Annotated in this window: 12 protein-coding genes and 4 tRNA genes; 3 read left to right on the plus strand and 13 right to left on the minus strand. The window is 65.0% G+C overall.

Annotated elements, in window-relative coordinates; all coding sequences use genetic code 11:
• Positions 1-7,880 (minus strand): SDR family NAD(P)-dependent oxidoreductase (locus ACFXKN_RS24205; protein ID WP_379433887.1); only part of this gene is annotated, 7,880 nt, incomplete at its 3' end.
• A gap of 478 nt (positions 7,881-8,358) precedes the next feature.
• Between ACFXKN_RS24205 and ACFXKN_RS24210 the strand changes: the two genes are divergently transcribed.
• Entirely contained in the window at positions 8,359-9,027 is a 669-nt protein-coding gene (locus tag ACFXKN_RS24210; RefSeq protein WP_379433888.1) for a TetR/AcrR family transcriptional regulator, read from the plus strand.
• 91 nt (positions 9,028-9,118) lie between these two features.
• On the opposite strand, the gene rplA is transcribed toward ACFXKN_RS24210, so the two are convergent.
• From rplA to ACFXKN_RS24260, 10 genes are all read right to left on the minus strand, one after another.
• The gene (gene rplA, locus ACFXKN_RS24215; protein WP_266293661.1) at positions 9,119-9,832 is read right to left on the minus strand and encodes a 50S ribosomal protein L1; all 714 of its coding nucleotides are present in this window, start codon (positions 9,830-9,832) and stop codon (positions 9,119-9,121) included.
• Between the two features lie 79 nt (positions 9,833-9,911).
• Entirely contained in the window at positions 9,912-10,346 is a 435-nt protein-coding gene (gene rplK / locus ACFXKN_RS24220; protein WP_056814343.1) for a 50S ribosomal protein L11, read from the minus strand.
• A gap of 216 nt (positions 10,347-10,562) precedes the next feature.
• The gene (nusG, locus tag ACFXKN_RS24225; RefSeq protein ID WP_379433930.1) at positions 10,563-11,381 is read right to left on the minus strand and encodes a transcription termination/antitermination protein NusG; all 819 of its coding nucleotides are present in this window, start codon (positions 11,379-11,381) and stop codon (positions 10,563-10,565) included.
• A 109-nt stretch (positions 11,382-11,490) separates the two neighbouring features.
• On the minus strand, positions 11,491-11,865 hold the full coding sequence (gene secE, locus ACFXKN_RS24230; RefSeq protein WP_378941122.1) for a preprotein translocase subunit SecE: 375 nt from the start codon (positions 11,863-11,865) through the stop codon (positions 11,491-11,493).
• Between the two features lie 31 nt (positions 11,866-11,896).
• Positions 11,897-11,969, minus strand: a tRNA-Trp gene (locus ACFXKN_RS24235).
• Between the two features lie 194 nt (positions 11,970-12,163).
• Entirely contained in the window at positions 12,164-13,237 is a 1,074-nt protein-coding gene (locus ACFXKN_RS24240) for a fused (3R)-hydroxyacyl-ACP dehydratase subunits HadA/HadB (protein ID WP_378943146.1), read from the minus strand.
• A 162-nt stretch (positions 13,238-13,399) separates the two neighbouring features.
• Positions 13,400-13,570 carry a 50S ribosomal protein L33 gene (rpmG, locus tag ACFXKN_RS24245; protein WP_056814348.1) on the minus strand — a complete coding sequence of 57 codons (171 nt, stop codon included), beginning with the start codon at positions 13,568-13,570 and terminating at the stop codon, positions 13,400-13,402.
• A gap of 36 nt (positions 13,571-13,606) precedes the next feature.
• A tRNA-Met gene (locus tag ACFXKN_RS24250) sits at positions 13,607-13,682 on the minus strand.
• Between the two features lie 59 nt (positions 13,683-13,741).
• A tRNA-Thr gene (locus ACFXKN_RS24255) sits at positions 13,742-13,814 on the minus strand.
• A gap of 243 nt (positions 13,815-14,057) precedes the next feature.
• A tRNA-Tyr gene (locus ACFXKN_RS24260) sits at positions 14,058-14,140 on the minus strand.
• Between the two features lie 177 nt (positions 14,141-14,317).
• Between ACFXKN_RS24260 and ACFXKN_RS24265 the strand changes: the two genes are divergently transcribed.
• Positions 14,318-14,809, plus strand: a complete 492-nt coding sequence (locus ACFXKN_RS24265; protein ID WP_056814350.1) for a YajQ family cyclic di-GMP-binding protein — start codon at positions 14,318-14,320, stop codon at positions 14,807-14,809.
• A 74-nt stretch (positions 14,810-14,883) separates the two neighbouring features.
• Here ACFXKN_RS24265 and htpX read toward each other — a convergent pair whose 3' ends face one another.
• Both htpX and ACFXKN_RS24275 read right to left on the minus strand, forming a co-directional pair.
• Positions 14,884-15,747, minus strand: a complete 864-nt coding sequence (gene htpX, locus ACFXKN_RS24270; RefSeq protein ID WP_379433889.1) for a zinc metalloprotease HtpX — start codon at positions 15,745-15,747, stop codon at positions 14,884-14,886.
• Positions 15,748-15,808: 61 nt separating this feature from the next.
• The gene (locus ACFXKN_RS24275; RefSeq protein ID WP_379433890.1) at positions 15,809-16,831 is read right to left on the minus strand and encodes a polyprenyl synthetase family protein; all 1,023 of its coding nucleotides are present in this window, start codon (positions 16,829-16,831) and stop codon (positions 15,809-15,811) included.
• A 145-nt stretch (positions 16,832-16,976) separates the two neighbouring features.
• Here ACFXKN_RS24275 and ACFXKN_RS24280 point away from each other — a divergent pair, with 145 nt between their 5' ends.
• Positions 16,977-18,254, plus strand: a complete 1,278-nt coding sequence (locus ACFXKN_RS24280) for a geranylgeranyl reductase family protein (protein ID WP_379433891.1) — start codon at positions 16,977-16,979, stop codon at positions 18,252-18,254.
• Positions 18,255-18,330: the final 76 nt, after the last annotated feature.

An 18,330-nucleotide genomic window follows, 5' to 3' on the forward strand; every position in this document is an offset into this window, starting at 1 on the left:
GACGCACCATCCTGATTCACCGCAGAACCACGCAACACCGCCAACACCGGATGCCCCAACCGCCGCGCATCCGACACCCGCTCCAACAACACCAGGCCGACGCCCTCGCTGAGACCGGTGCCATCCGCGGACTCGGCGAACGCCCGGCAACGGCCGTCCGCTGCCAGCCCACGCTGCCGGGCAAAGTCGACCAGCATGCCCGGGGTCGACATCACCGTGACACCGCCCGCTATGGCCAGCGAGCACTCACCGCTACGCAGCGACTGCGCCGCGAGATGCATCGCCACCAGCGACGACGAACACGCCGTATCGATGCTGATCGCAGGGCCTTCGAAACCGAGAACATAGGCGACGCGGCCGGAGGCGACGCTGCTCGCGGTACCGACGCCGATATGCCCTTCCGACATCGTGGAGGCGTCGACGACCATCGAGTAGTCAGCCGAGAGCATGCCAGCGAAAACGCCGACATCCTTACCGCGCAGCGAATCCGGTGCGATACCCGCCCGTTCCAGTACTTCCCATGACGATTCCAGCAGCAACCGCTGCTGGGGGTCCATGGCGAGTGCCTCACGTGGCGAGATACCGAAGAAATCGGCGTCGAAATCGCCTACGTCGGAGAGGAAGCCACCACCCTTCGCGTACGTCGTGCCCGCGCGTGTCCCTTCCGGATCGAACAATCCGGCCAGGTCCCAGCCGCGATCATCGGGCAACCCGCCGATCGCGTCGCGGCCGTCGAAGACCAGCTCCCACAACTCCTCCGGCGTCGACACGCCCCCTGGCAGACGGCAGGCCATCGACACGATCGCGATCGCGTCGTCGGCGGCGGGACGCACCACGGTCGACACCGGCATCTCCACGCCCGACAACTCACCGAGCAGGAACCTCGCCAGCACATCCGAAGTGGGGTAGTCGAAGACTGTGGTCACCGGCAAACTCAATCCGGTGGCTCGACCCAATCGGTTGCGCAGATCTACAGCGGTCAGCGAGTCGAAGCCGAGCTCAGAGAAGGCGCGACCAGAGTCGATTTCCTCGCCGGCGGTGTATCCGAGCACTGCCGCGACCTCGGCGCGCACCACGTCCGCCACCACGGCCAGGCCTTCCGCGGCGGGCAGGTCGGCGATCCGGCCGGCCAATCCGTCGGCGACCGATTCGGCGTTCGCCGTCGGCAGTGCGCGGCCGACAAGGCCACGCAATACCTCGGGCACTTCGTTCGTGCGTGCCAGCTGACGCAGTATCGGCAAGTTCAGGTTGGTCGGCACCACTACCGAATCCAGCCGTTCGACGGCCGCGTCGAACATGGCCAGACCCTGGGCATTGGTGATTCCGGCAATGCCGAGCCTGGCGAGGCGACGTACGTCCGCGTCGCCGAGATGTGTCGTCGACGCCCCGCGTTCGGACCAGAATCCCCAGGCCAGGGCCTGTCCGGGAAGACCACGTCGACGGCGGTCCCACATCAGTGCGTCCAGATATGCGTTGGCGGCCGCGTAATTGGACTGACCTGCGGTGCCGAGGGTCGCGGCCGTCGAGGAGAACACCACGAAGGCCGACAGGTCGAGATGACTCGTCAGTTCGTCGAGGTGTACCGCCGCGTCGATCTTCGGCGCGAACACCGCATCGATGTCAGCGGGGTCCACCGAGGCGAGCACACCGTCGCGCAGGACTACCGCGGAATGGACCACACCGGTCAGCGGGTAGTCGGCCGGGATGTCGGCGATGACAGCTGCCAACGAGTCGCGATCGGCGACGTCGCACGCCACGATCGCGACTCTGGCACCGAGTTCGGCCAGCTCCGCGGCGAGTTCATCGGAACCGGCCGCCGCTGGTCCGCTGCGACTACACAGGACCAGGCTACGAACACCGTGTTCCCGCACGAGGTGGCGGGCGATCAATCGCCCCAGCAAACCAGAGCCGCCGGTGATCAGAACCGTACCCGCGTCGGCCCACGGGCTGCCGACCGCCGATTCCGGGGCGTCACAACGCTGCAACCGGGGAACCAGCACGTGCGCACCACGCACCGCGAACTGATAGTTGCCGTCGTGCTCGATGGAACGCGCGATCTCGCGCAGACGATCGGCGACCGACTCGTGATCGTCCGGATCGAGGTCTACCACCGCGATACGGCCTGGTTCCTCGGTCTGAATAGATCGGACCAAACCCCAGATCGGGGATTGCGCCAGCGATATCGCGGTGGTTCCGGCGTCAGTCGATACCGCGCGCGAGGTGAGCACGATCAGCGTGGAACGGTCGGTGACATCGGCGGCCAACCAGTTCTGCAGCAGCACGGTGGTGTTCTTGACGATAGCTCGGGCGGTCGCCGCGTCAGGCTCCCCGACCGCGCCGCTCGGCGCCTCGACCACAACAAATCGCGGAAGTACGGCGGCCGCCGCTGTTTCGATCGAGTCAAAGACCTCGCACGCGGTGTCGCGCACCTGAACCGGGACATCGCCGATCACCGCCCACCCGGCATCGCCGATGACGGAATTGTTCGGCAGCGGTTGCCAGCTGGTTCGATACAGGCTGCGGCCCACCTGCGCCGCCGTTGTCGTCGCCGCGCCGACCTCACGCAGTCGCACGGAGCCCACGCGGACCACCGGACGACCCTGATAATCGAAGCCATCCACGGTCAACTCGTCGTCGTTGCGCAATTCCACCCGCACACGCAGCCGAGTCGCACCGGTGACGTGCAAGGAAACGTCACGCCAGGCGAAGGGGATGCGCGGTCTGCCCGACTCCGCCGCACCGCCGAGCAGCCCGAAGATGTGCAGGCTCGCGTCGAACAGCGCCGGGTGCAGAAGGTATCCGCTTTCGACTGTTTCATCGCTCAACTCGACCTCGGCGAACGCGGCGTCGGCGGTGCGCCAGGCGCGCACGACATTGCGGAAGGCCGGGCCGTATTCGTAACCACGAGCGAGCAATTCGTCATACAGTCCGTCAACGTCGACGGACTCGGCACCGACGGGTGGCCAGTGCCCGACGAGTCCGTCGGCCTGCGTCCGATCGACGGCGAGGACGCCGGTCGCGTTGCGCTGCCACGGCCCGTCCTCACCCCCCGAGTCTCGGGAGTAGACCTCGAATGGGTGTGCGCCGGAGGCAGCTTCCGGACCGACAGCGACCTGGATCTCGATCTCCGAACCCTCGGAGAGCAGCACCGGCGCCTCCAGGGTCAGTTCTTCGATCAGCTGCCGATCGATCCGGGTTCCGACGAACCAGAGGATTTCGGCGAAGGCCGTCCCTGGCAGGAGTGGATTCGCGGCCAACGCGTGGTCGACAACCCAGCGTGGGTCCGCTGCCGAGATCCGATGCGAGAAGATCCGTCCGCCCGAGCTCGACTGTTCGAAGGACGCGCCGACCAGCGGATGCTCTTCCAGACGAACGCCCACCTTGGCGAGCTCGCCGAGCGTCCGCAGGTCACCGTCGAGTGACTGGGTCATCGGCGCCCAGTAACGCGTTCGTGCGAACGCGTAGGTCGGCACTTCGAAAACCATGCCAGCACTCGCGCCGAACCGATCCGCCCACGACACCGGGGTGCCGTGACAGAAGGCGGTCGCCATGGCTAGTTCCATCTGCTCCGCGCCGCCGATGTTCCGGCGCAACGTCGCGTTCGCGGACACCGACGGATCGTCGAAAAGTGCCTCCACTGCGGGCACCAGCATCGGGTGGGCACTGATCTCGAGGAAATTCCGGTACCCGTCGGAGTACAACGACCGCATCGCATCGGCGAACAGCACCGGCTTGCGCATGTTGTCGAACCAGTAGTCGACATCGAGCTCGGTTCCGGCGATCTCGGCACCGGAGACCGTCGAATACATCGGAATGGTTCCTGCCAGCGGACAGACCGGACCGAGGTCGGAATACAGCCGATCCCGCAACCCGTCGACCTGTGCGGAGTGACCGGCGGTGTCGATGCCCTGGACGATCCACGCCCGGAAGTCGTCGGCGGTCACCTCAGCGACCAGCTCGTTCAGGCTGTCCGGTGCCCCGGCGACCACGATGGCGTTCGGCCCGTTGACCGCCGCGATCGACAAGGCGTCGCCATACTTCTCCAACCGGGCACGCACATCGTCGATCGGTAGCCGGACGGCCGCCATGCCACCCTGGCCGACCAGACTCAGCCACGCCTGGCTGCGCAGACAGACGATCCGTGCCGCGTCGTCGAGCCCGAGGATTCCCGCCACGTGGGCGGCCGCGATCTCACCCTGCGAATGGCCGACGACGGCCGCGGGTTCCGGGCAGACCGAGCGCCAGACCTCCGCGAGACCGACCATCACGGCGAACAGCGCAGGCTGGACCACATCGACCCTGGAAAGCGACGGTGCCCCGGCCTTGTCGTCGAGCACGTCGACGACATTCCAGTCCAGGTACGGCTCGAACGCCAGGGCGCACTCGTGCACCTTGTCGCGGAACGGCTGACTCGTGGCCAGCAATTCAACGGCCATGCCCTGCCATTGCGCACCCTGACCGGGGAAAACCCACACCGTCTCCGGCCGAGCGGCAGCCCTGCCCGTGGCCAGGTTCGATGCGGACTCCCCGGTAGCCAGCGCCCGAACGCCGGCGATGAGTTCGTCGGAGTCCGCGCCGATCACGACCGCGCGGTGTTCCATCACCGATCGTGCCGTCGCGAGGGTCCGGCCGATGTCGGCGGGCGCGTAGCCCGGTTCCGAGGTGACGAAGTTCAGCAGCCGCAGCGCCTGTTCGGCCAATCCCGCTTGCGATCGCGCCGACAGTACCCACGGCACCACACCGGTGTCCGAACCAACCGTGTCGTCGCTGGAATCCGGGTATTCCAGCACGTCGGGGGCTTCCAGGATGACGTGCGCATTCGTGCCGCTGATACCGAAAGAGGACACACCGGCCCGGCGCGAACGACCGGTCTCGGGCCATTTCCGCGGGGACCGGAGCAGTTCCACCGCACCGATCGACCAATCGACCCGCGCGGACGGTTCGTCCACGTGCAACGTCGGCGGCAGCACACCGTGCCGCATTGCCTGCACCATCTTGATGACGCCGGTCACGCCCGCTGCCGCCTGCGTGTGCCCGAGGTTCGACTTGATCGAACCAAGCCACAGGGGATTGTCGGTTGTCCGATTCCGGCCGTACGTCGCCAACAGGGCTTCGGCCTCGATCGGATCACCCAACCGTGTTCCGGTTCCGTGCGCCTCGACCACATCCACATCGGCCGTTGACAAGCCCGCGCTCGCCAATGCTTGCCGGATGACCCGCTGCTGAGCCAGGCCGTTCGGTGCGCTCAGGCCATTGGATGCCCCGTCCTGATTCACCGCCGAGCCCCGAAGCACGGCGAGCACGGGATGCCCGAGCCGACGTGCGTCACTCAGACGTTCGAGCAGCACCACGCCGACACCCTCGGCGAAGCCCGTTCCCGATGCGGAGTCCGCGAACGCTCGGCACCGACCGTCTGGCGAGAGCCCCCGGTGCTTGGCCATTTCCAGAAACACACCGGGCGACGCCATCACTGTGACGCCACCCGCGATCGCCAACGAGCACTCACCGCTGCGCAACGACTGCGCCGCGAGATGCATCGCCACCAGCGACGACGAGCACGCTGTATCGATCGTGATCGCGGGGCCGGCGAAACCGAGCGCGTACGCCACCCGGCCTGACACCACGCTCGGCGCGCTGCCGGTGATGATGTGCCCTTGCATGTCCGGGGACGCCTCGTGCATGCGCGGTCCGTAGTCCTGCGCGAGTACACCCGCGAATACACCGACATCGCTGCCGCGCAGTGAGTCCGGAGCGATTCCTGCGCGCTCCAGCACCTCCCACGACGTCTGGAGCATCAGACGCTGCTGGGGATCCATCGCCAGCGCCTCACGAGGCGAGATCCCGAAGAACTCGGCGTCGAAATCACCGGCGCCGTCGACGAAACCCCCGGTTCGCGCGTAGGTGGAACCCACCCGTCCGTCGAGGTCGTAGAGGGCTTCGAGATCCCAGCCACGGTCATCGGGAAACTCGGAAATCGCATCCTGACCCTCGATCACCAACTGCCACAACTCATCTGGCGTAGTCACACCTCCGGGCAGGCGACATGCCATCGACACGATGGCCACGTCGTCGCCAACGGTGTATGGCGTCCCGAAGTCACTGGTATCGGAATCGGCATCGGTATGCACGAGGATGCGTTCCAGCAGTTGGCCTACCGACGGGTGATCGAAGACCACGGTGACCGGAAGACGCAGCCCGAGTCGCTCGTTGAGCTCGGTACGGAGTTTCACCGCACCAAAAGAAGTCATGCCCAACTCGTTGAAAGCAAGGCGATCCACATCTGCCTGGGGGACCGTGCCACCCAGTACCTCTTCGACGACTGAGACTATGATCTTGCGCAGCTCGCGCTGATTGATCGGTGTCGTCTTCACAGTTTCGGCGGTGGCGATATCGACGGCGATCGACTCGATATCCACCTCCCATTCACCGAGAGCATCCGACAGCGCCGATATATCGGCGGGCGATCCATCCATGTCCGTCAACAAGGCGACCCAATCGACGTCGATACCGTCAACAAACAGACGCGCCGCCGACGCGACGAATTTGTCGTAACCACCGTCTTCTTTTGCCAAAGAATCGAGTACAGCGACATCGCCCGACGCCGATTCGATGATATCCACGAGCCCCACAGCAAGCACCGGGTGCGGGCTGACCTCAACGATCATGTCAATATCATCGGCAACCATCGCGCGCACGGCAGATTCGAACTGGACAGTGGTCGAGATATTCTCGGGCCAATATTCCGCGCCCATTTCACGGCCGCCGATGCGCCCTCCGGTCACAGTGGAGTAGATCGGCACGACCGAGTCGGTGGGGGTGAGCCCGACCAGTTCGGCACACACGTCGGCGCTGATTTCCCGCATCTGACGGGAGTGACCGGCGACCTCCACATCGATCGGAAAGACCCGATGACCAGCCGACTCACCAATGCGACGAAGTTCGGCCAACTCGCCGGGATCACCCGCGACCACCGTCGATCGCGGCCCACTGATCCCGGCGATATCGAGACCGAGACCCGCGGCGGCGATCCACCCGGCAACGGTCGCCGCCGACGCCGCGATGACCGCCATCGTTCCTTTGCCACCGAGCTTGATCAGACCCTTGCTCCAGACGACAACCGCCTTCGCCGCGTCCTCGCGCGACAGTGCTCCAGCCATCAGAGCAGCGGGGACTTCTCCCATGCTGTAGCCGATGACCGCCGCCGGAGACACCCCGCCATGGCGCCACATAGCCGACAGACCAGCCATGACGCCGAACAGCGAAGGCTGAACGACATCGATCCGATGGCAGGTCTCGGCGCCCGCCGCACCGGAGATCACCTCGGTCAACGACCAATCGACCAGCGGCCGCATCGCGGATTCACATGCTTCGATCTCCGCACGGAACACCGGCGACGCCTCGAGTAGTTCCCGGCCCATTCCCATCCACTGACAGCCTTGGCCGGGGTACGCGAAAGCGACACGGGATCGCGTTTTCGTAGTTGTCGAGCGAATCAAGTCTGTGTGCTTCTGGCCTGTTCCCAGCGCTCGCAGTGCGCCGGATAATTCTTGCGCATCACTCGCGAGGATTACTGCCCGAACCTTGTCCGCATCCATATTCCGAGCCGCGACGGTGGCGATATCACGTATTTCCGCGCCCGTACGCTCGAGAATCCGACAAAGCTGAAGGGCGCGTCCACGCAGTTCAGCTTCAGATTTCGCCGACACGACAACTGGAATGAGATACACAAATTCTCCAGACACGCAGAAATAGAAAGTAACATGCACGTCGGGCTTTAGAAATGCCGAAACGGGACATCCCCGCGTCGCCGTCAAGTCGAACCCCAAGATATGCGGTTCGCAGCGATTCGCGGAAACGCCAGATTGACCCAACCCCTTCACTCATCGACAATTCTTTGACATTCGCCCCCAGGCCCAAAAGCGGAACCCGACTCCGCATCCGACATTACCTGGGACCCCCCAATCTCACTCATACACATGGCCCACATCACACTTCCGAACGGATGCGATAAGTTTGCCGCAGTGTCGATGGGTGTTTGCGGTCGCCCCAACCGCAGCACAAACCCGGCCGGTATCTACGAACTGGATTGTTCCCTGACTTGCGGTTTCATCTGTCGCCCACGGCACCATGTCGGCAGTGAAAGTTGGCTCGCAGAACAAGTAGCGCTCCGGTAGTTGCCGCGTTCGCGCTCGAGCAACTCCGCCTGTCGATACGTGAGGGCAAGGCACGGCAGGCGAACGGCGGGAGTCGTCGGTTGCCAGCCTCGAAAGGATGGGACAGTATCAACGTCCACAATCGCCCCGGACGCGGCGAAATCCTTATCCGCCACAATCATCCGCACGAACGGAGAACGACCACATGGCCGCGAATCGTGAACCGCCGCATACCGAAAGCGTCCGGCCGATGCGTCGTGACGCACTACGAAATCGGCGGCGGCTGCTCGATGCGGCGCGTGTCGTCTACGCAGAAATGGGGCCCGATGTCGGTGTGGATGAGATCGCACGACGCGCGGGAGTCGGTGTCGGCACACTATATCGACACTTCTCAACCAAGGACGACCTGCTCGACGCCCTTCTTGATGAGTTGCTGGAGGATATTGTCCGCAGCGTGACCCGAACTGCGGCGCAACAGCCACCAGGTCAAGGATTCGAGGCGTGCTTGTGGTTCATCGGCGATGAAATGGCGTCTTACCGCATCTATCTCGGGTCGTTGTGGTCGGGATTCCCGCCGGCAGACGACGAGCGGCGCCTCCAATTCTGGGGGCTCATCGAGCGGTTGCTGAAGGATGCTCAGCAGTCCGGGGAGATCCGCGAGGACTTGAACCTCACCGACGTGTTCTCGTGCGTGCTGTCGATCCGAGCCCTCATCGACCAAACCGGGGGTCGGGTGCCAGAGATATGGCGGCGACATCTCTCGGTACTGCTCGCCGGCTTTCGGCCGTCCGCGCAGCCGCTGAGCCCGGCTGCCCCGGACAATTCAGCAGTCATGACCGGTATACTACGGCGCCGCCGGAATCCACGATCCTGACCCGGCGGACCTGACAAATGGACTGAGCGCCGATACGGGAACCCGTATCGGCGCTCAGTGGCACTAACCGCTGTGCGGCAGGCGCGTCAGCTCACGCATCCTCGTCGAGGAGGTTGCGGGTGCGGTTCGGGTCCACCGGGATGCCCGGTCCGGTGTTCGTCGAAACCGTGATCTTCTTGACGTAGCGACCCTTGGCGGTCGACGGCTTCACACGCAGGATCTCGTCCAGCGCGGCGCCGTAGTTCTCCACCAGCTTGGCATCGTCGAAGGACGCCTTGCCGATGACGAAGTGCAGGTTGGCCTGCTTGTCGACGCGGAAGTTGATCTTGCCGCCCTTGATCTCGTTGACGGCCTTGGTCACATCGTTGGTGACGGTGCCCGTCTTCGGGTTCGGCATCAGACCACGCGGGCCGAGGACACGCGCGATGCGGCCGACCTTGGCCATCTGATCCGGGGTGGCGATCGCGGCGTCGAAGTCGAGCCAGCCGCCCTGGATCCGCTCGATCAGGTCCTCGGCGCCCACGGCGTCGGCGCCTGCGGCCTCGGCCTCGGATGCCTTCTCGCCCGCGGCGAACACGATGACGCGGGCGGTCTTACCGGTGCCGTGCGGCAGGTTGACGGTGCCACGGACCATCTGGTCGGCCTTGCGGGGATCGACGCCGAGACGGACGGCGACCTCGACGGTCGCGTCGGTCTTGGTGGTCGCGGTCTCCTTCGCCAGGCGCGCGGCGGCCAGCGGGGAGTACAGCGCGTCGCGATCGACCTTCTCAGCAGCGGCGAGGTACGCCTTGCTTCGTTTTGCCATGATTTTCTGTCCTTAATGTTCTGGTTTCAGATGTGGTTTATTCGGGCCTGGCCGGCCCTCCCACATGTGAGCGAGACGCTCAGCCTTCGACGGTGATACCCATCGAACGCGCGGTACCGGCGATGATCTTCGCGGCCTGATCGATGTCAGTGGCGTTGAGATCCTCGGCCTTGGTCTTGGCGATCTCGCGGACCTGGTCCATCGTGACCTTGGCGACCTTGGTCTTGTGCGGCTCAGCGGAGCCCTTCTGCACACCGGCGGCCTTGAGCAGCAGACGGGCGGCAGGCGGGGTCTTCAGCTTGAAGTCGAACGACCGGTCCTCGTACACCGAGATCTCGACCGGAATGACGTTGCCACGCTGCGACTCGGTCGCGGCGTTGTACGCCTTGCAGAACTCCATGATGTTGACGCCGTGCTGACCGAGCGCGGGGCCGACCGGCGGTGCCGGGTTGGCTGCGCCGGCCTGGATCTGCAGCTTGATGATCCCGGCGAGCTTCTTCTTCTTGGGGGGCATCTTTCTTCCTTGGCTTTCTGGGGTTCGGTTCCTTACGGTTGCCGTAAGCCTCGTATCCGCGCACGACTAGACCCCGACAAGTACTGCGGGGAAGTCAGAACACGAACCATCACACCCTACCGGACCGGCCGCACGCCCCAGCAATCGGGTGGTGACCAGCGCAAACACCAACGGCACCGCCGGTAAGCGGTGCCGTTGACGCGAGTGTGGAAAATCCTAGATCTTGGAGACCTGGGTGAAGTTGAGCTCGACCGGGGTCTCACGACCGAAGATCGACACGAGCACCTTGAGCTTCTGCTGCTCGGCGTTGACCTCGGAGATCGAGGCGGGCAGCGTCGCGAACGGGCCGTCCATGACGGTGACCGACTCGCCGACCTCGAAGTCGACCTCGATGGTGGGCTTGCCCGACGCCGCGCTACCGGCATCCGAACCACCGGCAGCAGCTGCGGCGGCCTTCTTCTGTGCCTGCGCACCGGCCGGAACCAGGAACTTCACGACCTCGTTGATGGTCAGCGGGGTCGGCTTGGCGCCGGGGCCACCGCCGGTCATACCGACGAAACCGGTGACGCCGGGAGTGTTGCGGACCGCGCCCCACGACTCGTTGTTCAGTTCCATCCGGACCAGGATGTAGCCCGGCAGCACCTTGCGGTTGACGTTCTTCTTCTGGCCGTTCTTGATCTCGGTGACCTCTTCGGTCGGTACCTCGACCTGGAAGATGTAGTCCTCGAGGCCGAGGTTCTGCACGCGGGTCTCGAGGTTGGTCTTGACCTTGTTCTCGTAGCCCGCGTAGGAGTGCACGACGTACCAGTCGCCGGGCACGCGGCGCAGCTTGGTCTTCATCGACTCGATCGGGTCGGCCTCGGGGTCTTCCTCGGTGGCGACTTCTTCGATCACGGCTTCGTCGACGACAACCTCTTCGGCAGCGGCTTCGTCGCCATCGGCGAGCTCGGCCTCGACCTCGTCGGTGGCGGTTTCCGCCACGACAGCGTCGTCAACCGGGAACTCGTCGTTGGTGTCGTTCTCCGGGGTGCTCACTGAGGCACTCGCTTCCTGTGTCGTCACGTACATCCTCTGGGCCGGGTGGGCGCGCGGAACGCACTCCGCCGTTCCGCCCTGGATCGGCTACCGGCGTCGGTGTCGGCGATCAGCCGAACAGCCAGTCGACACCCTTGACGAACGCCACGTCGATCCCGGCGATGAACGCGACCATGAAGACCACGAACACCAGAACGACGGCCGTATAGGTGACCATCTGCTTCCGGTTGGGCCAGATCACCTTGCGCAGTTCCGCGATGACCTCTCGCAGGAACTTGAGCAGCCGCTTGAACGGGTTGCCCGTGGCCTTGCCGGCAGTCTTGTCTGCCTTGCGCGATGCCGACGGCCGATCGAGCGTGGCCACCGATCCGTTATCTGTCGGAGCATCCGACGCGCGCACACGACGAGCAGACCGCTTGCCACTCGGTCGAGTGGCAGCGGCGGTGTCCTCGCCGTCTTCGCGAGTGTCCCGCTCGTCGCTCACGTCGATCCTCTCTCGTCGCTGGCATTCAGGGCAGGGGCGACAGGACTTGAACCTGCAACCTGCGGTTTTGGAGACCGCTGCTCTGCCAATTGAGCTACGCCCCTTCGGTTGGACCAGCCTGAGCTGTAATCTCCAACCACATTCGATATTCAGTTATCCCCAGTGTCACACAACACGCGCGCCGCTTCCATGAGGAGGTAACCCCTCGAGAAGATCAGCGCGCAGCATCTCATGACCCCAGAGTCCCGACTATACGTCACCGCGCGCGGTTATCGCCAATCCGGGACACTCGACCAGGTCAGGACAGCGCAACGGTTGCCGTGGCGCGGCCGAAGATCTTTTTGCCCGCCGACTTCGCCGTGATGGCGACAACGGCGGTGCGAGTCTGCGGGTCGACCGATTTCACCTTGCCGGTGTATTCGACCTCGGCCGGGACGTCGGAACCGACGTAGACCGGGCTGGTGAAGCGGACGTTGTACTCCTTCACCGCGCCGGGATCGCCCAGCCACGAGGTGACGAAACCGCCGCCGAGACCCATCGTGAGCATGCCGTGCGCGACCACGTCGTCCAGGCCGACCAGCTTCACGACCTCGTCGCTCCAGTGGATCGGGTTCGCGTCGCCGGACACGCCCGCGTAGTTGACCAGATCGCCGCGGGTGAGTCGCGCCACGCGCGCGGGCAGCTCGTCGCCGACCGACACGCTGTCGAAGGACAGAGCATGCGCGCTGACGGTCGGTTCGGGCTGTTTGGTGATCGGGTCGGGGGCGATCCCGTCCGAGAGCTCCGACGGCGCGTGGTGGGCAGGTTCTTCCTCGCCGAGTCCGTGCATGAGCACGTTGCGTACTGCGTCCGACATGCGTGGATCGATGTCGCCGCCGCTGCGGCCGATCAGGGTGGTGTAGGTGGTGAGCACCAATTCATCGTCCTGGGCGGTGACGATGTTCTTGGTCACGATGATGTCGCCGCCGAAGGCCTGGCGGAAAGAATGCAGATACACATCACAGGTCAACTGGTCGCCGACCCGGATCGGGCGGTGGAATTCCAGGATCTGGTCGGTCTGCATGATCTGACTCAGGTCGTACCCGGTCACGATCTGTTCGAACAGCTTGCGCTGGGCGAGGATGCCGACCAGGGAAATGAAGGTGAGTGGGGCGACCAGGCCCTGGTGACCGTACTCGCGAGCGATGTCTTCTTCCCAGTGCACCGGGTGGTAATCCTGCACCGCACGGGCGTATTCGCGCACCTTCTCGCGGCCGACCTCGTAGTAGTCGTCGACGCGGTAGTGGTGGCCGACCATCGATGCCGCATGGGCGGCGGGATCGAATGATTCGGCGGCTGCGGCAGGGACCGCTTCGTGAGTTCCGGTGTTCACTGTCACAACGTGGACCTTACTCACTCGTAAGGCAGCACTGAAGTCGGCCGGAGTAAACGTGATGCGTCCGGGTACTGCAACGGCCCCGAACTTCGCATGAACTTCCCGGGAAAAGCACAAAGGCCGGACTCTCGTCCGGCCTTCGGCAGATGCTGTTGAAAACTAGCGCGACTCGCGGTGCGCCCGGTGAGTTCCGCAGTTGGGGCAGAACTTCTTCAGCTCGAGGCGATCCGGGTCGTTACGCCGGTTCTTCTTGGTGATGTAGTTGCGGTGCTTGCACTCGTCGCAGGCCAAGGTGATCTTTGGCCGGACATCGGTGGACTTCGCGGCCACGATTTGCCTTCTTTCCGGTCTGGGCTGAGTTGAAATTGGTAGCGATGGCCGGACTTGAACCGGCGACACAACGATTATGAGTCGTTTGCTCTACCAACTGAGCTACACCGCCACGGCGGACTAATATCCCGATGGTGCCGCGGTAAGCCGCTCACCACCGGCAATCCGGCGAGCCCCCTAACGGAATCGAACCGTTGACCTTTTCCTTACCATGGAAACGCTCTACCGACTGAGCTAAGGGGGCATGACAACGTGGCACAGAGTCTGAACCGGCAAGCCGATCAGCGTGACCCCGTGCTCCGGCGTCCTGAACGAGATTACACACTCGCACCCGACACCACCAAATCGCCAGCTCAAGGCCCATTTTCACGGCACCGGAACTGGTCCGAAACGCATGGTTCCTGACGAGGCTACCTCGAAGGCGAGCTGGGCAACCTCTCAAACCAAGGAACCCCCGCCGATCTTCATGATCGACGGGGGTTCGATGTGGCAGATGTAGGATTCGAACCTACGTAGGCATAAGCCGACGGATTTACAGTCCGCTCCCATTGGCCGCTCGGGCAATCTGCCGTGTGCGCCGTTTCCGGTGCGCTGAGCAGCTTACAACGTACCCACCCGGACTATCAAAACGCCTGCACAGACCCCCTGCGAGCACCGGTTGTCCACCCATGCGGGTACAACTGTCTCGGTGGCCGGTAGAAATCCCGGCCCGGAGTTCGCCGGACCTTCACAGGACAGGAGCGCAGTGTGGCTGATTCGTCATTCGACGTCGTGAGCAAGGTCGATCGTCAGGAGGTCGACAATGCTCTGCATCAGGCGGAGAAGGAGCTGAACTCGCGCTACGACTTCAAGGGCACCGACGCGTCCATCGCGTGGTCGGGCGAGGAAGCCATCGTGCTGACCGCCAACGCCGAGGAGCGGGTGCAGGCGGCACTCGACGTCTTCAAGGAGAAGCTGATCCGTCGCGATATCTCGCTGAAGGCGTTCGATGCCGGCGAGGCGCAGCCCTCGGGCAAGGTGTTCAAGATCACCGGCACGCTGGTGCAGGGCATCGATACCGAGAAGGCGAAGAAGATCTCGAAGAAGATCCGCGACGAAGGCCCCAAGGGTGTGAAAGCGCAGATCCAGGGCGAGGAGCTGCGGGTCAGCAGCAAGAAGCGTGATGATCTGCAGGAAGTGATCTCGCTGCTCAAGGGCGAGGATTTCGGCATCGCCCTGCAGTTCGTCAACTACCGGTAGCTCGGGTGTGGCGGGGGCCGCGCTCAGTACTGAGGGTTGTCCCCGGGAATGATGCGAATGGCGGGGGGCCGCGCTCAGTACTGAGGGTTGTCCCCGACCATTTCCTCTAGACGTTTGATTCGTTCGTCCATCGGGGGGTGGGTGGAGTACCAGCGGGCGACTCGGTCGCCCGCGCGGAACGGGTTGGCGATCATCAGGTGCGACTCGCTGGTGATCTTGGGGTCCGGCGGAAGTGGGGCCGCCTGGACGCCGCGTTCGATCTTGCGCAGGGCCGAGGCCAGGGCCAGCGGGTCACCGGTGAGTTCGGCGCCGGACTGATCGGCCTGGTACTCCCGCGATCGGGAGACCGCCATTTTGATCAGGCCCGCCGCGATCGGGCCGAGCAACGAGACCAGCAGCACACCGATGATGTTCGGGCCGTTTCCGTCTCTGCTGCCGAACGAGCTCGCGAAGAACGCCATGTTCGCCAAGCCGGTGATGATCGAGGCCATCGCGCCCGCCACCGACGAGATCAGGATGTCGCGGTTGTAGACATGGGACAGCTCGTGGCCGAGCACCGCCCGCAGCTCCCGTTCATCGAGCAGTTGCAGGATGCCGCTGGTACAGCAGACCGCGGCGTGACGCGGATTGCGGCCGGTCGCGAACGCGTTGGGGGCGCTGGTCGGACTGATGTAGAGCCGCGGCATCGGCTGACGCGCCGCCGTGGCGAGCTCGCGCACGATCCGGTACATGACCGGCGCTTCCAGTTCGCTCACCGGTTGCGCGTGCATCGCCTTCAAGGCCAGCTTGTCGCTGTTGAAGTAGGCATAGGCGTTCATGCCGACGGCCAGCACGATCGAGATGATGAGGATCGTCGGGCTGCGGAACATCGCCCCGATGGCGACGATCAGCGCCGACATGCCAACCATCAAACCGAAGGTTTTGATCCCATTGGGCATGAATGAGCAACGCCGATCGTGGACCGAAAGTTCCGACTGGTTGACGCTTCGATCTTCCGGCTCAGCCCACGCGTTCGATGGTGTAGCGGACCAGGCGGGTGAGGGCGTCGTTGGCCGGGCCTGCCGGGAGGGCAGCGAGTTCGGTGTCGGCGAGGTCGGCGTATTCGGCGAGCTTTTCCTTGGCCAGCGCCATGCCGGGTGAGCGGCGCAGCAGTTCCAGTGCCTCGTCGACCTCGGCGTCGGTTGCCAGCGGGCGGGCCAGCAGGGTGCGCAGGCGGTCGCCGTCGGCGCCGGTCTCGCGCAGGGCGTAGAGCACCGGCAGGGTGTGCACGCCTTCGCGCAGGTCGGTGCCGGGCGTCTTGCCGGACTGTTCGGCCGAGGACGAGATGTCGATGATGTCGTCGGAGATCTGGAAGGCGGTGCCGACGGCGTCGCCGAGGCGGGCCAGTCGTTCGACGTGCTCCGGGCCCGCGCCGGAGAAGGTGCCGCCGAAGCGGCCCGCGGCGGCGATGAGCGAGCCGGTCTTCTCCCACACCACGCGCAGGTAGTGCTCGACGGGATCCTGGGTCTGCTTGGCGCCCATGGTTTCCCGCATCTGGCCGGTGACCAGTTCGGCGAAGGTCTCGGCGATGATGCGGACCGCGTCGGGGCCGAGGGTGGAGGTCAGGCGCGAGGCGTGGGCGAACAGGTAGTCGCCTGCCAGGATCGCGATGTTGTTGCCCCAGCGCGAGTTGACGCTCTCCGCACCGCGCCGCTGGGTCGCCTCGTCCATGACGTCGTCGTGATAGAGCGTCGCGAGGTGCACCAGTTCCACGACCGTGCCCGCGGTGACCAGCGCCGGATCGGTGGGGTTCGGTCCGAGCTGGCCGGTGAGCACGGTGAACAGCGGCCGGAACCGCTTGCCGCCGGCCCTGGCCAGGTGCAGGGCCGCCTCCTGGAGGAATTCCGCACCGTCGGAGAGTTCGTCGACGAGCAGTTTCTCGACCGCGACCAGCCCGTCGCGCACGGTGACGGCGAGTTCGGGATCGACGAGATCCACCCCGGCAACCACGGTGCTTTCGTCGCTCACAGCCGATGTGCTCATTATCTTCTCCCAGCGATGCGTCCGACCCCGACGGGTAGCAACCTAGCGTGTTCCGGCACGATGGCCGATGAACCCCGTCACACAGTGACAATTCCCGGTGTACCCGACACTCTCGCACAGCGGCCGACAGTGCCAGTATTGAGCCATGGGTTCACCGGATCTCACCCCCGCCGACCGTGCTCTGCTGCCTGCCTCCGTCGAGGTATTGGTGGTCGGGGCAGGGCCCGCCGGATCGGCGTCGGCGGCGTGGGCCGCGCGCGCCGGACGTGATGTGCTGCTGCTCGATTCGGCGGTTTTCCCGCGCGACAAGACCTGCGGTGACGGGCTCACGCCGCGCGCCACCGCCGAGCTGGAGCAGCTGGGTCTCGGCGAATGGTTGCGCGCGCACACGGTGAACCACGGCCTGCGGATGGCGGGCTTCGGCAAGGAGGCGCTGCTGCCCTGGCCGGGCGGGTCGTTCCCGACGTACGGAAGTGCGGTTCCACGAACCGAACTCGACGACAAGCTGCGTGAGACCGCGATCAAGTCCGGTGCGCGGATGGTCGACGGGGCGAAGGTCACCGAGGTGCTGCGCGAAGGCGAGCGGGTCACCGGGGTGACGGTGCGCATCGGCGAGAACACCCACACGGTGCGCTGCCGGGTGCTGGTGGTGGCCGACGGCGTGCGCTCCCCCATCGGAAAACAGCTGGGCCGCACCTGGCATCGCCGCTACGCCTACGGCACCGCGGCCCGCGCCTACATCAAGTCCGGCCGGAGCGACGACCAGTGGATTTCCTCGCACCTGGAACTGCGCAATGCCGCCGACGAGCTGGTCCCCGGCTACGGCTGGATCTTCCCGCTCGGCAACGGCGAGGTGAACATCGGCGTCGGCTCGCTGGCCACCGAGGCGCGGCCCTCGCACATCGCGCTCAAGCCGCTGCTCGAGCACTACACCCGGCAACGTCGCGAGGAATGGGAACTCGAGGGCGAACTGCGCGCGGTGGCCTCGGCGCTGCTGCCGATGGGCGGCGCGGTCTCGAACGTGGCGGGTCCGAACTGGGTGCTGGTCGGTGACGCCGCGGGCTGTGTGAACCCGTTGAACGGCGAAGGCATCGACTACGGGCTGGAAGGCGGGCACATGCTCGCTGACCTGCTCGACGAGCCGGATCTGAGCCGGGCGTGGCCGCAGCTGCTGCGTGACCACTACGGACGCACTTTCTCGGTGGCGCGCAGGCTCGCCGGACTGGCCACCCAGCCCAGGATGGTCCCGCTCGGTGGCCCGCCGGTGATGCGCTCGAAGTATCTGCAGCGCACGGCGGTTCGGGTGATGGGCAATCTGGTGACCGACGAGGATCTCGACCTCACCGCCCGGGCGTGGCGCGCGGCGGGACGAGCCTCACTCCGCGCCGACGAACTCCCACCATTCTCTTCCGCCTCCCCGTGACTTATAGCCGGACTCAGGTTCGGGCCGGGTCGCGTCGGCGGCCTGCGGATAGTGCGCGGCTGAGTTTGCTGTGGCT

The sequence above is a fragment of the Nocardia sp. NPDC059195 genome, from assembly GCF_042754695.1.
Taxonomy (GTDB): Bacteria; Actinomycetota; Actinomycetes; order Mycobacteriales; family Mycobacteriaceae; genus Nocardia.

Bases quoted from the DNA above. Each gene is read 5' to 3' on its own strand.
- ACFXKN_RS24210 (WP_379433888.1), top strand. From the start codon at position 8,359: ATGGCCGCGAATCGTGAACCGCCGCATACCGAAAGCGTCCGGCCGATG.
- rplA (WP_266293661.1), bottom strand. From the start codon at position 9,832: ATGGCAAAACGAAGCAAGGCGTACCTCGCCGCTGCTGAGAAGGTCGAT.
- rplK (WP_056814343.1), bottom strand. From the start codon at position 10,346: ATGCCCCCCAAGAAGAAGAAGCTCGCCGGGATCATCAAGCTGCAGATC.
- htpX (WP_379433889.1), bottom strand. From the start codon at position 15,747: ATGCCCAATGGGATCAAAACCTTCGGTTTGATGGTTGGCATGTCGGCG.
- ACFXKN_RS24275 (WP_379433890.1), bottom strand. From the start codon at position 16,831: ATGAGCACATCGGCTGTGAGCGACGAAAGCACCGTGGTTGCCGGGGTG.
- ACFXKN_RS24280 (WP_379433891.1), top strand. From the start codon at position 16,977: ATGGGTTCACCGGATCTCACCCCCGCCGACCGTGCTCTGCTGCCTGCC.